This is a genomic window from Clostridium sp. D5 (assembly GCF_000190355.1).
Classification (GTDB): domain Bacteria; phylum Bacillota; class Clostridia; order Lachnospirales; family Lachnospiraceae; genus Faecalicatena; species Faecalicatena fissicatena_A.
In genome coordinates this window covers 1,284,154-1,298,287 of the sequence record NZ_GL870809.1, presented here as the reverse complement: position 1 = coordinate 1,298,287, position 14,134 = coordinate 1,284,154, and the positions used below count along the sequence as shown (strand labels likewise).

The 14,134-nt window shown below is 46.8% G+C and carries 11 protein-coding genes and 1 other annotated feature; of the genes, 2 read left to right on the top strand and 9 right to left on the bottom strand.

Going from position 1 to position 14,134, the window contains the following annotated elements; genetic code table 11:
• Positions 1-6 precede the first annotated feature (6 nt).
• From yicI to HMPREF0240_RS05435, 6 genes are all read right to left on the bottom strand, one after another.
• Positions 7-2,103 (bottom strand): alpha-xylosidase, encoded by a 2,097-nt coding sequence (gene yicI, locus HMPREF0240_RS05460; RefSeq protein WP_009002445.1) that lies wholly within the window; start codon positions 2,101-2,103, stop codon positions 7-9.
• Complete coding sequence (locus tag HMPREF0240_RS05455; RefSeq protein ID WP_009002444.1) at positions 2,100-3,185, bottom strand: hypothetical protein; 1,086 nt, start codon at positions 3,183-3,185, stop codon at positions 2,100-2,102. Before HMPREF0240_RS05455 ends, yicI begins: the two co-directional genes overlap by 4 nt.
• A 31-nt stretch (positions 3,186-3,216) precedes the next feature.
• Positions 3,217-4,296, bottom strand: a complete 1,080-nt coding sequence (locus tag HMPREF0240_RS05450; protein ID WP_009002443.1) for a glycoside hydrolase family 172 protein — start codon at positions 4,294-4,296, stop codon at positions 3,217-3,219.
• A 10-nt stretch (positions 4,297-4,306) separates the two neighbouring features.
• Positions 4,307-5,134: a carbohydrate ABC transporter permease gene (locus HMPREF0240_RS05445; RefSeq protein WP_009002442.1), complete on the bottom strand. Its 828-nt coding sequence runs from the start codon at positions 5,132-5,134 to the stop codon at positions 4,307-4,309.
• A 10-nt stretch (positions 5,135-5,144) separates the two neighbouring features.
• Entirely contained in the window at positions 5,145-6,023 is an 879-nt protein-coding gene (locus tag HMPREF0240_RS05440) for a sugar ABC transporter permease (RefSeq protein ID WP_157134226.1), read from the bottom strand.
• Positions 6,024-6,197: 174 nt separating this feature from the next.
• Positions 6,198-7,613: an extracellular solute-binding protein gene (locus HMPREF0240_RS05435; RefSeq protein ID WP_009002440.1), complete on the bottom strand. Its 1,416-nt coding sequence runs from the start codon at positions 7,611-7,613 to the stop codon at positions 6,198-6,200.
• Positions 7,614-8,130: 517 nt separating this feature from the next.
• Here HMPREF0240_RS05435 and HMPREF0240_RS05430 point away from each other — a divergent pair.
• Together HMPREF0240_RS05430 and HMPREF0240_RS05425 are read left to right on the top strand one after the other, a co-directional pair.
• Positions 8,131-9,192: a substrate-binding domain-containing protein gene (locus tag HMPREF0240_RS05430; protein WP_009002439.1), complete on the top strand. Its 1,062-nt coding sequence runs from the start codon at positions 8,131-8,133 to the stop codon at positions 9,190-9,192.
• Positions 9,193-9,214: 22 nt separating this feature from the next.
• Positions 9,215-10,090, top strand: a complete 876-nt coding sequence (locus HMPREF0240_RS05425) for an aldose 1-epimerase family protein (RefSeq protein WP_009002438.1) — start codon at positions 9,215-9,217, stop codon at positions 10,088-10,090.
• Between the two features lie 145 nt (positions 10,091-10,235).
• Here HMPREF0240_RS05425 and HMPREF0240_RS05420 read toward each other — a convergent pair whose 3' ends face one another.
• The 3 genes from HMPREF0240_RS05420 to ilvB all read right to left on the bottom strand — a co-directional run bounded on the left by HMPREF0240_RS05420 (position 10,236) and on the right by ilvB (position 13,691).
• The gene (locus HMPREF0240_RS05420; protein ID WP_278245579.1) at positions 10,236-11,294 is read right to left on the bottom strand and encodes a branched-chain amino acid aminotransferase; all 1,059 of its coding nucleotides are present in this window, start codon (positions 11,292-11,294) and stop codon (positions 10,236-10,238) included.
• A gap of 148 nt (positions 11,295-11,442) precedes the next feature.
• A complete protein-coding gene (gene ilvN, locus HMPREF0240_RS05415) occupies positions 11,443-11,952 on the bottom strand; it encodes an acetolactate synthase small subunit (RefSeq protein WP_009002436.1) in 510 nt (169 codons plus the stop codon).
• Between the two features lie 20 nt (positions 11,953-11,972).
• Positions 11,973-13,691, bottom strand: a complete 1,719-nt coding sequence (gene ilvB / locus HMPREF0240_RS05410; RefSeq protein WP_009002435.1) for a biosynthetic-type acetolactate synthase large subunit — start codon at positions 13,689-13,691, stop codon at positions 11,973-11,975.
• A gap of 65 nt (positions 13,692-13,756) precedes the next feature.
• Positions 13,757-14,008 (bottom strand) — a binding site (T-box leader).
• Between the last annotated feature and the right edge of the window lie 126 nt (positions 14,009-14,134).

Genomic DNA, 14,134 nt, shown 5'->3' with positions numbered 1-14,134 from the left:
TCCCCCTTATACTATCTCCTGCGGACCGCAGCCGCTTTGGATGTCCTCAGAGCCCGCTTCCTGATCTACATACATTTTCACATCCTCGGTTTCGATGACCGCATCCTGCCTTCTGAATAACGGAATATAGTCCAACGGGCACTCAAATGCATACCACCCGCCGCCTTCGAATACACGCTTTTCTCCAAGCATTTCCACCCACACGCCTTCTGGAAGATATACCTCTCTTCTGGCCATATCTCCGCCAAATACCGGCGCCGCAAGGATGTCGTTTCCGAAGAAATACTGGTCATAGATTGCCCTAACATTTTTGTCATCCGGATATTCCAGTACCATTGGCCGAATGAAAGGAACTCCGTCTCTTACGCATTCCGAAGCCGTTTTCCAGATATACGGCATTAATTCATAGCGGAGATCCACAAATTTCTTCAAAATCACTTTGGTCTCATCGTCATATGCCCACGGCTGTCTTGTGGTCGTGCCGTGCAGCCTGCTGTGGGAGGTAAACAGTCCAAACTGGGACCAGCGGATAAAGATATCCTTCGTTACTTCCCCATAAAATCCGCCCATATCATGGCTCCAGAAGAGGACGCCCGACATAGCCATGGAAAGTCCTGCCCGCAGCGTGGATGCCATTCCCTCATAGCTGGAATAGGGGTCTCCCGACCAGCAGACAGGGAACTGCTGCATTCCTGCACAGCCGCTTCTTGCCCACACCAGGGCATTTCCTTTCCCTTTACATTCCTCAGACACTTCAAATACAGACTGATTGTACAGCCGTGAATATACATTGCGTATCTCCCTGCCCGTCATTCCGTTTGAAAAGACAACATCATAGGGGATATCCTCGCCAAAATCCGTTTTCAGAACATCCACGCCTTCCCGGAGCACTGTCCTGATTTTCCCCTGGAACCATTGTACCGCTTCCGGGCTGGTAAAATCCAACAGGACACACGGCGACAGCAGTCCGTGCCACAAATCGGCCTGGTAAGGCTCTCCGTCTGCATTTAATGCAAAATAACCGTGTTCTTTCCCTTCCAGATACATTTCGGAAGTAATTGTCACGTAAGGATTTATCCAGAGACAGATTTTATATCCGTCCTTTTTCAGCCCTTCCATCATCGTATGACGCTCGGGATACTGTACTTCATCCCACACGAAATCGCACCATTTATCTTCTCTGAGCCAGTAGCAGTCAAAATGCATGACATCACACGGAATTCGCTCCTGGCGGAAACGTGCCGCATCCTCTTCCACATTTTTTCTGGAATTGCCCTTAAAACCGGTAGAATACCACAGCCCAAAGGACCATTTCGGAGGCAGAACCGCCGGCCCTGTCAGTTTTACGTAAGAAGATACAATCCCCTTCAAAGAATCCTTAACAATCAGATAATACTCCAGGGACGTATCAGGAACATGCGCGCTCAATGTGGCGGCGGACTCGCTTCCCATATGGAAATCAAAGATACCGTGATGGTGCACGTACAGCCCATAGCCATAACTGCTTACGTAAAACGGTATGTTTTTATAGGCCGTCTCATCCCGGCAGCCCAGGGTATCAAAATTCCGCATGGTAACGGTCTGCCCCGCCTTATCAAAGGCCGTAAAATGTTCCCCAAGTCCATATATATTTTCATCATAATGCAGCAGAAATCCCAGGTTCATGCCCATGACTTTGCCGTCCTCCATGCTGTATCCCATGGGAGGGATCTGGTTATACCCGTCCCCCACGGAGTCCACATCATTTACACTCTCTTCACAGGCCGGGCTGCCGTCCCCATGGTAAACCTTGAAGGCAAACGGTTCTTTCTCTATTTCAATCTGATAATCACTGCAGATAATACGGTATTGGCCCGCTGTTTCCTCTATTTCTGTCTGTACCTCTTTCAGAGCTTCCTCACAAACTACCGGATAGGCCGGAGGTGTAAACTTCTGCCTGGCAAGCCGGACCCTGATTATCCCGGATTCAAACACAGCAAGCTGTACCTCAATCGGCTCCCCATAATTATCCTCCGCTTCTATTATAAAGTCATTTCCTTTTCTCTGAAGGTTCCGTATCACTGCCGGAAAATGATGCTGATATTCTTTATATGCTTTCTTCATCCCTGTTCCCTTCCATTTTTCTCTACATATCTAATAATCTCTTTTGCCGTCTCGACGTCATCTGCCTCCGTATGTATATACAGGCCCTTTATAGAAAGGTTTTCCAGCAGAATCGGCACATCATCCGGAGGCGCCATGATAATCAGCGCTTTCCCCGCTGACTGCATCCGTTTCAGAACCGGCAGATAGTGTGACGCTGACGGCTGGCCGGCAACATGGGTCCACTGAATGGCTTTCAGCCTGTCGAGTCCCAGAATATAATCCAGATGCTGTTCCTGCTCGATTCCATCAAAATGATATACCGGGTATTCCAGCCATTCCATCTGCTGCTTCAGTTCATCCACAACGAATTCCCGGTACATGTCTTTCGAGAACATGACCGACATGTCGCACTGCATATGCGCCACCCGGCCCGGCGCCAGAATATGCATCCATGCATGTGCCCCGCCCCCGTTCAGCTTTTCAGTCACCTGGTAGAACATTTCATTCGTTCGGATCCAGCCCTCATTCAGAATCCGGATCGCATTCTTTACTGCATCCGGCTCCGCAAGCATATCCATCAGCACATTCTCTGTGCCGTAAAGATGTCCCAGTGCGTCCAGCGTCCCGCTGCTGTCTGGCATCCCTATAAAATAACTGTCCCCAGCTCGCTCCGTCAGGTAACGGGTGATCTCCAGATGCTGTTTCAGCCGCTCTTCCGTGTAACTGTTCTCCGCCTCGGTCAGATCGTCCCACACTGGGTCAAACCAGATGGTATCGTTACCGTAAGAAGGGACAGCTCCATAAAAATTACAGTGTCCGCTGGTTCCGTAATTCTGGAAAATAATCGGGAGCGTCTCCCCGCCGAGAAATGTGTTTTCCAACCTCTCCATATTGTTCCTGTATATCGTTTCCGGGTCTTCCCAGTACTTTCTCAGTTCTTCCGGTTCGCCTGTCATATCTCTGGAATTGTGAAACATGGAAATGTTTTTCCCTTTTTCCTTCGGAGCTATGACGGATACCAGCGCCCGGTCTATAATTTCCCTGTCCCAGAATGCATACAGCCTCTTTTTTACAATCTCTATGTCCTCTTTAAATCTCATCTCCAACCTCCTGTCTCAAACACCGGGACATTCACTCTTCCTCCCAGGGAATTTTCCGTGAAACATACCGTTCTTCCTCTTCGGGAAGCGCAGGGAATTCTCCGTGGGGCTCAATCTGATACCAATAAGCGGTCGACGCAATATCTTCCTGCAGGCAGACATACTGGCTGCCGCACCGCACACCCAGCGGCTGAACGGTAACTTTTATCTTCTCATCAAACCGAATCCGATCCTGGATATGCCAGCGGTATAGCCCAAAACGCTGCTGGCTCTGATACACTCCGTCCGGCTTAATAATCTGCGAAAGCCCCAGGTAAGGCGTGGAATATCCACAGTAACTTCCGGGCGGCTGTTCAAAATTATAGGCGCCGCCAAAATAATCTTCCGTACCGGTTGAACAGATGGACGGATAGTCTTCATCCTCATCCAGATAGAACTTTACTTCTCCTTCTCCCCACCAGTCACAGCTGTTTGACTGCCATGCAAGGTAGGTTCCCACATAGTATCCCCTTCCCTTAACGCCATCCAGAATAGTATGGGGAATTTTATTCAGGGTGGGATTCGTGCGGCGGAACTGGGCATGGAAACACGCCATATCGTCCCCCATATTCCCTTTACAGTAATCTATCTGATAGTATACAATGCAGTTCTTATGGTACAGGTTCTTCAAAACTATTTTTGCCGAGCATTTGAAAGGCATTTTCCAGTAAGAATTAAACCCGCCTTTCGGCGCTGCCACGATCGGCAGTGAATTGACCAGGCTTGGCTCACACCACCCATTGCAGAAGAAATCTCCCACAGGCACCTGAACCGAGGGGGTCTCCTCATCATCCCAGTAGCATTCAAAGATCAGGTCTCTCCATGCGCTTACCGGACATGTCATCCAGATATGGCTGATTTCTCCCATTCCACGGATTTCTCCCAGCACATATTCCTGTCCCGCCTCTATTTCAACACTGGGGGACATTTTAAAGCCCTCTCCCAGGTTCCTTGAAAAATAGGCGCCCGTACCGTTTTTGGCTCTGCACGCCTGATTTCTTTCTCCCGAAGGATTTTCCGGGCAGATAGAATATGATTTAAAATTATCTAAGCGTCCAAGATTCTCCATCATATATGTTCACCTACTCTTTCATTCCCGACATCGTGATGCCTTCTACAAATTGCTTCTGCAAAAACAGGTAAATAACAAGTACCGGCAGAATTGTGATCGCAGCCCCCGTCAGCTGTTTCGCATAGTCCGTGTAGAACCGCCCCTTAAAGAGGGCCAGTCCGACCGGTATGGTATATTTGGAATCGCTGTTCATTACCAGGAAAGGCCACAGAAAATCATTCCAGATCTGCAGGCAGATAAAAATCGCGAGAGCCGACAGCGCGGGTTTGATCAAGGGGAATATAATCTGATGCAGAACACGGAATTCTCCCGCCCCGTCCAATCTGGCCGACTCGATCAGGGAATCCGGGATACCTGCGATGAACTGTTTCATTACAAAGATTCCGAATGTATTAAATACTCCGGTGATGATAAGCGCTTTGTAAGTGTCAATCCATCCCACCCATACCATTTCCTGATACAGGGACAGTATGGTTACCGGAACAGGGATCATCATCGTGGAAAGCACGATCAGAAAAATCCCATTCCGGAAACGGAAATGCAGTTTCGAAAATACATAACCGCCCAAAATACTTGTATAGAGTATAATCAGTGTTTTCACAACCAGCACGAACACACTGTTTAGAAAATAACGGCCAAAATTCATTTCACTCCACACATTGATATAATTTGCGATCGTAGGGTTTTCCGGAAAAAATGTGGGCGGAAAGGCTACGATCTCTTCCATCGTCTTAAAGGAGGATAAGAACATCCAGAAAAACGGGAACAGAATAATGATCGTTCCCAGCAGCAGGAATATGTATATTATTATTTTTGAAATACTTACTTTTTTCTTCATTCTCCGCCTCCTATATTTTCTTTTCCGTTTTCATCTGTATGACCGAAAACGCCAGAGTAATCAGGAAAATCACAAAGGCAATCACCGCCGCATTTCCAAACCTGTAGTTTACAAACGCCTCGTCATACAGCATATATACAGCCGTCAGTGTGGCGTTATTCGGGCCTGCCTTCTCCGTCATCATGAACACCTGGTCAAACATCTGCAGATTACTGATAATTCCGGTAACAGAGATCAGAACCGTGGTGGATGAAAGCATGGGGAGCTGTATTTTAAAGAATTTCTGTATCATATTTGCACCGTCCACATCTGCCGCCTCATACAGCGAAGTGGAGATATTGCTCAGTCCCGCAAGATAAAATACCATAGAAAACCCAACATCTTTCCAGATCGTGGTAATCATAATCGAGGGCAGAGCAAGATGCTGGTCCTTGAGCCAGCCCAGTCCCTGGACCCCGAAAAAGCCCAGTATCTGATTCGCAATTCCGCTGGTCGGCTCAAAGATCCATACCCACACCAGGGAAATAGCAACCATGGATGCAACCACCGGAAGGAAATAAACCGTTCGAAAAAAAGATTTTAAGAACCCCAGAGAATCGATAAGCACGGCCAGAAGCATTCCCAGCACCACTCTGAAAAGGGTTACTACAACGGTAAACACCAGGGTATTGACCAATGCTTTCTGAAAGGCCGTCGAACCAAGCATTGTCTTATAATTTTCCAGACCCACAAAATCCATTTGACCAATCATGGGATTCCAGTTACAGAAACTCCCCACAAACGCATAAATAATCGGTATAATCATAAATGCCAGGTAAAAAACCACCATAAGTCCCAGGGTCCCTGTAATCATTACTTTTTGACTTGTTATTTTTTTATTCGGCTTCACAGTCATTCCTCCATAATTACGGGGCTTAAGTACGCACAGCCCCGTCACTTTATTCCCGCGGGCAGTGATCCGGGATCAGGCCTCCCTGTTCCCGGTGGCTGCCGGGGTGTCAGATCCCCCGCAGCCCGCTGCGACGCATATTTGATGCTTCATATCCTGCAGGAGGGCTTATGTTTACTGATCGGACATTTCATCGGCAACCGCCGCTTTGCGCTCTACTGTCTTGAAATTCCTGCCTTTCAACCCTTCCGGAACCATCTTTGCCGCTTCCTCCAGTGCCTTTGCAGGCTCTGTTTTATTTACCAGGATAGACTGTCCAATATATTTCTGGATATCGCTGAAGTAATTATCCGGAACCGCTCCCGGCCAGATTGATTTATCCAGCATCTCGGCTTCTACCTTTAATACAGGCTCTTCCTGAATAGAGGGGTGATCTGACAGGGAGTATTTGGAAGGAGCCATTCCATCAAAGACATCATATTCGATAATCATATCGTCATTGCACATCTGATATAATACGAAATCAAGCGCGGCTTCTTTTTTTGCGTCGTCCGCATATTTGCTTACGCCTACGGATACATCTCCGTTTGTTCTTCCATATGCCGGGAAGCTGTTTTCATCAAATACCGGAAGTGCAAATGCGCCATAGTTTAAGTCCGGGAAATTGGATTTGAAGTAGTTGCTTGCCCATCCCCAGCAGTAAATCATTGCAGCCTTGCCATTTGCAAAGGCCTCTTCGCCCTTGGGCTGTGTTCCGCTTCCGCTGCCGTCCGTATTATAAATATCGTACATGAGCTGTGCGGCATTCAATGCTTCTTTAGATTCAAACACCGGTGTTTCTTCATCCGGGCCAAATAACCATTTTCCCTGCTGATACATTAGGTCAACCCAGATGTATTCTGCATTATTCGTATTAAAACCGGCTACCTGTATATTTCCTTTGTCATCTTTTACAGTCAGCTGTTTTGCAATTTCGCGGAAATCATCCCAGTTTTTCGGAATGTCGGCATCCGTCAGCCCTGCTTCTTCCCAGATGTCTTTATTATAGAAGATAACTCCTGTCATCAGACCCATATCAACATAGTAGAGTTTTCCATCCACTATATTAGCCTCTACATTACGAAAATCCGCCTTCACCTGGTCAATAGGGAATTTATCTTCAGGCAGGGCCTCCATATGAGGAAGCATGATTTCATTCACACTATTATGCATCCAGAAAATGTCCGGGCCGCTTTTTGACTGTATCGCCATGGGAACCTTCTTCCAGTGATCGTCAAAGGAAGTGATTGTAAATTCAAAGCTCACATTCGGATGTATTTTTGAATACTCACTACTCCACTTCGTATAATACTCCTCCCATGCTGCCGGCACCCAGAAGTTTAAAGTTACGTCCTCTCCGCCGGCAATCTCCACATTAGGATCATACTTCAGGTTATCGCCGAACACTTCCAGCTTCTCTTTGCTGTCCTCTTGTTTTGCTGCGTCTTTTTTTACCGGTTCTTCCTGCTTCGCTCCTGATCCGCATCCTGCCAGACTCCCTGCTGCCAATACGACCGCCAGCAGCATTCCACAAATCTTTTTCATTTTCATATCTCTTTTCCTTTCTCCTGTACATTGTTTTTGGTTTTATGTACACGTGTACATTTGTTATTTCAATCATACCGCACACATTATCCTTTGTCAACGAGTTATTTATGTGCATATTTACCAATTATTATTTCATTTTTTCGTCATTTCAACAAATCAGTAAGATATCTATTGACCAAATATATTACAAATGTTATGCTCACATTAGACATAAGTAACGTTTTTGTAATTCAGTGTAACATTCAACATAAACGGGCTTTAAATATTAACGCCCTGTGAAGTCAAATTTTTACTGTATATTGGGAAAATATGTAATTACTTTTATTAGTTTGATTGATTTTAGAGTGTTTATTTGTTACAATGTAACAAGCAGTATAGTCAAAGACCCTGCAGCAAGCTATAGGGCATCAAATTTGCAGCACATCGAACTGTGGGGTACATGTCTCCCACAGCGGCCGCTAAGATGAAACAAGCTTGACTTTGGCTGGCTGCCCGCAGGAATAAAGAAAAGGAGTTTATGATGACAACCTCAGAAATAGCAGAAAGGCTGGGAATTTCAAGAGGAACCGTAAGCCGGGTTCTCAATAATCATCCAAACGTCAAGCCGGAAACACGGCAGAAGGTACTGGATGCGTTAAAAGAATTGAATTATACACCAAATGAGACTGCACGCTCTCTTGTTATGAAAAAAGAATTCCGCATCGCGGTCATTGTATTTTCCAAACCTTCTTTCTTTTGGGCACAGGTAGAGAACGGAGTCAATACCGCAAAGAATGATTTGGCCTCACAGGGAGTTATCGTGGACTATTTTGTCACAGATATCCTGAAACCGGAAGAGCAGCTCGAACTCATACGCACTCTGCCTCAAAAGGGATATCACGGTATCGCCATCGCTCCCAATGACCCGCAGATGCTGGCCAGTGAAATCGACCGTCTCTCCAACAGCGGATTCCCTGTTGTGATCATCAACGTAGAGATCCCGACCGCCAACCAGCTGTGCTATATCGGATGCGACTACATCCAGTCCGGAATCCTTGCCGGCGAACTGTTTTCCCGTTTTCTTCCGGGTCCTTCAGATATCCTGGTGCTGACGCTCAAAGATTCCGTTCATTCCATCGAACAGAGAATCACGGGGTTCCGCAAGGAGCTCTCTCAGCACGAGAATCTGAATATCAAACGCATCGAACGTTTCAACCGCGATGGGTCCGGTGTTTACGAATCTTTGATAAAACTGCTTTCAGATATGCCGGATTTCCAGGGTATCTATGTCAGTCTCGCGGCACTCGTCCCAACCGCCGATGCCGTGCAGGCGCTGAATTTAACACCTGCCCCTGTGATTATAGGCTACGATCTTAACGAAGATATATTCATGCGGCTGAAGAACAGTTCAATCTCAGCCACTATATGTCATGAGCCCTTCAATCAGGGTTACTTTGCGGTAAAAATATTGCACCGTTTTCTGGATAAAAAAATATATCCATCCAGCTCACTGATGTATAATAAACTGGAAGTTGTCGTCGCCTCAAATGCCAAATATTATATGAACGAAACACTGCAGACAGAACTTTTCAGAGAAATCTGATGATGAAGGAGGACCATATTTTATGAATCACACAATCCGCAACCAATTTTTAAGCGCTACAGTTTCCTCACTGGGCGGGGAACTGCAGTCCATCCGCACCCCGGACGGCACAGAGTACCTCTGGCAGGGCGATGCTGCCACCTGGGCGGATCACGCGCCGAACCTTTTTCCCTACATCGCAAGGCTTACCGAAGGGAAATATGTTTACAGGGAAAACACCTATCATATGGACATCCACGGATTTTTGAAGGACTCCGAGATGCTCTGTGCGGAGCATACGGAAGACAGACTGGTAATGACGCTGGAAGACAATGAGGCAACAAGAAAGCAATACCCCTTTTCTTTTCGATTTTCTATTATTTATGAACTGAGTGGAAACCGGCTTAACATTACATATCTGACAGAGAATACAGGGAGCGAAACCATGTATTTTGGCGTAGGCGGACATCCGGGGTTCAACGTACCATTTGTAAAGAATGAGAAATTCGATGATTATATTCTTCAGTTTGCCCCGGACTGCTCACCAAATCAATTGATTTTCACAGATGACTGCTTTGTAACCGGAAAAGATAAGCCGCTTGAACTGCACCCCGGCAATACCCTTCCCCTCCGTCACAGCCTGTTCGATAACGATGCGCTTATCCTGAAAGATGCAGGATCTAAGATCCAATTAGTATCCGCAGTTTCTGAACGTTTAATCGAAGTAGAATTCGGGGACTTTTCATACCTTGGACTCTGGCATTTTCCGAGGGCTGAGGTGGATTATGTGTGCATAGAACCATGGAGCTCGCTCCCTTCCCGAAAGGAGGTTGTCGAAGACATAGAAAAACAGGAAGATCTGATCTCTCTGGCCGCCGGCAGTTCCTGCAGGAAAGAATGGTGCATCCACATCCGATAGTAATTTAAGGGAACGGCGGACATCCAAAGACAGCAAAAAATCGTATAATAAGTGCCCGTTTCTCTCAGAAAGTGAAAGGAACGGGCATTCTTTTCGTGCCGTAAAAAACACCTGCCATATTAAGAATTACAGGATACTCTCCTGTCTATTCGATCACCCTAATCCAGCCCTCAGGAGCTTCTATATGTCCCATTTGAATACCTGTCAGTGTGTCATACAGTTTCTGAATAGTCGGTCCCATCTTTTCCATACCGCTTGGAAGACAGATTTCTTTTCCATGGTCGATAATCTTTCCAACCGGGGAGATGACTGCTGCGGTTCCGCAGAGGCCACATTCTGCAAAGTCTTTTACTTCCTCCAGATATACATCTCTCTCTTGTACTTCCAATCCGAGATAATGCTCAGCCACATAGAGCAGGGAACGTCTGGTAATAGACGGCAGGATCGTGTCAGAGTGCGGTGTCACAACCTTGTTATCCTTTGTGACAAAGATAAAGTTTGCTCCGCCTGTCTCCTCTACTTTGGTCCTTGTTGCAGAATCCAGATACATATTCTCATCAAAACCATTGGCATGGGCTGTCACGATCGCATGAAGGCTCATGGCATAATTCAGTCCGGCCTTGATATGTCCGGTTCCGCGCGGTGCTGCACGGTCGAAATCAGAAACACACAGAGTGAGAGGCTTTACGCCGCCTTTAAAGTATGGGCCTACCGGTGTTGTAAATACACGGAACTGATACTCGTCAGCCGGTTTTACGCCAATTACCGGATTAATACCGAACATATATGGTCTGACATACAGGGTTGCTCCTGATCCATAAGGCGGAACATAAGCCGCATTTGCCCTGACCGTCTGCTCCACAGCTTCTACAAAACGCTCAGCAGGAAATGCAGGCATCTCCAGCCTTTTCGCAGAATCTACCATACGCTGTGCGTTTAAGTCAGGCCGGAAAGTTACAATATGTCCGTCCTCTGTTGTATATGCTTTCATTCCTTCAAAGATTGTCTGCGCATACTGCAGGACACCTGCACACTCGTTCATTGTGATATTGGGGTCATCAATCAGTCCGCCTTCATCCCATTTTCCATCCTTAAAGTTCGCTACATATCTCTTGTCCGTGGTGATATAGCTAAACCCCAGGTTCTCCCAGTCAATGTTTTTCTTATCCATCTGTAACTCCTCCGATCCTCTGCTTTCACTCAGCAAATAACTGTTTATGAGCCAATTATAATACTTCTCCCGTCAAAATTCAAGAGTGCGCTCTGTTTTTATACTCTTCCCTATGAGCCGCTGCCGATTCAAAGCCCGGCAGCCTGCCGCAGGTTTTAAAGGTTTTAAAGCTTTAAACGCCTTAACGCTCCATTATGTTGACGGATTCTATGCCCACACTGCCCCCGCGCACAACTTCGATATTCTTAAACTCTTCTTTCATGAGCTTAATTACTGCATCATTTTTTGTGGCAGTCTGGACAAATTCCAGAAGCAGGCTGTCTTTTCCGTAGTCGATAACTCTCGCCTTAAATGTTTCCGCAATCTGAAAAAGCTCTACTTTATCTTCCGATGTACATTTTCTGACCTTAACATATAAAATTTCCTTCATCCTGACAAAAATATCTGTAAAATCAATGACCTTGATTACCTCCACCAGGCGGTTCAGCTGTTTTTTAATCTGCTCAAATGTCTCATCGTCGCTGACGGTGGCTATCGTCATTCTGGAAATAGTCGGGTCCTCTGTAGTCCCCACCGTGAGGCTGTCCAGATTATAGGACTTTCCGGAAAATAAGCCGGATATTTTAGACAGGACACCCACCTGGTTTTCCACATATAATGAGATCCATCTTTTTTTTGTATTGTTTTCCATCTGCTTCTCTCCCTTCTCTTTTAACAGTCCACAATCATTTCTTCCAGAGTTCCGCCCGGCTGGATCATCGGGAATACCATTTCTTCCTGGTCAATGATAAATTCGATTAAAGTCGGGGTTTTGGTATTCTTCTTAGCCTCTTCAAATGCCGCAGCAATACCTTCTGTCCCGGTAACCCTGATTCCTTTTGCTCCATAACTCTCTGCCAGTTTTACGAAATTCGGTGTATATTCCGGCATCTCTTTTCCGTCAGATCTTCTGAAAAGTGCTCCGGAACGCAGGTTCGTCATGCCGTATCGCTTGCCGTAGAACAGTTTCTGCCACTGCCGTACCATGCCAAGGTAAGCATTGTTGAATACACAGAGGATCACCGGCAGTTCCTCGAGCACTGCGGTTGCAAATTCCTGGATATTCATCTGCATGCCCCCGTCACCGGAAATTGCGATAACCGGCGTATCCGGATTGCCCAGCTTTGCTCCGATTGCACCCGGAAAACCGTATCCCATCGTTCCAAGCCCGCCGGACATGATGATCCGTTTCTTCTCTGTGATCTCCACATACTGTGCCGCAAACATCTGATGCTGTCCCACGTCTGTTACGATAATCGCCTCATCAAACTGGCGGTTGATCTCATCTATGATATCTTTCGGTCCCATCTCCGCATGCTTCTTCATGTCCAGAGGATGGCCGGTCTTCCATTCACTGATATGATCCAGCCACTCTGCCGTATCGCATGGTTCAACGTATTCTTTCATTTTCAGGATGGCTTCCTTTGCATCCGCTACGATTGGAATATCTACATGGATGTTTCTGGAAATTGCAGCTGTATCAATATCAATATGCACGATCTGTGCATTCGGGGCAAAAGCATGGAGCTTTCCGGTAATACGGTCATTAAATCTGGTTCCTATGGAGAAAAGGAGGTCGCACTCGCTGACCGCCATGTTGGCAGCATAGGCTCCGTGCATGCCCAGATTGCCGATATATAAAGGATGGTTGGTCGGAATTGCACCGCGGCCCATAACGGTCGTAATTACCGGTACATTCGTCTTCTCCGCAACCTCTGTAAATAAATTGTTGGCTCTGGCAATGTTTACACCGCCTCCCGCAAGGAAGAGCGGCTTGTCCGCCTTATTCAGCATCTTGATTGCCTTTTTCAGCTGTCCGATATGGACACTTGTATTCGGCTTGTACCCGCGGATGTTGACCTCTGCCGGATACTCGGGACTGCCCAGCTCGGCAAGCACATCTTTCGGCAGATCTATCAGTACCGGCCCCGGCTTACCAGTGCTTGCGATGTAAAAGGCCTCTTTGATGATCCGTCCCAGATCTTCTCTTCTGCGGACCGTCACTCCGTATTTTGTGATACTTCTTGTAATGCCTACGATATCTACTTCCTGGAACGCGTCATTTCCAATCAAATGTCTGGCCACCTGTCCCGTGAAGCAGACAAGCGGTACACTGTCATAATTGGCCGTTGCAAGTCCGGTTACCAGGTTTGTTGCCCCCGGTCCGCTTGTAACCAGGCACACGCCAACCTTTCCCGTCGTCCTCGCATAGGCATCCGCCTCATGCACGAGGGCCTGCTCATGTCTCGGAAGAATCACCCGGATATCGTCCTGTTTATACAGCTCGTCGCTGAGATCAATTGTACACGCCCCCGGATAGCCGAATAGGGTGTCTACCCCCTCTTCCTTCAGCGCCTTAACCAATAATTTGTTTCCTGAAATCTGTCTCATACATATACCTCCTTCTTTTCCCCAGATTTTGTCCCTAAAGCTAAAAGAGCCCTAAGCTATTACTAGCTTAGGGCGAATATCCAATCCGTGTTACCACCTAAATTCAGAGAATCTTCTCTGCACTCTGCCAGTACGGGAACTGTTGTCCGATACTGCTTCCCTGTAACGTAGGAATCACGTTGGAGCTTACTGGGGTCCTCACCTGTTCGGTCCACTGCTCAAAGGCTACTTCCATAATTCCTTCACGAAGGCTCCCACCTGCCGCCTTCTCTCTTGGCATCCGGAAATTATGTACTCCTCCTTATCACTGCATTTCTCAAGCTTTATTTTGATAAAAGTTATATTCATTATAGTTTCTGCTTCCCACTTTGTCAATGATAAATTATTATGAACTTGCTTTCTGGCGGGGGAGGTGAAAAAAGGGCGCCTGCCGCGGAGCGGTA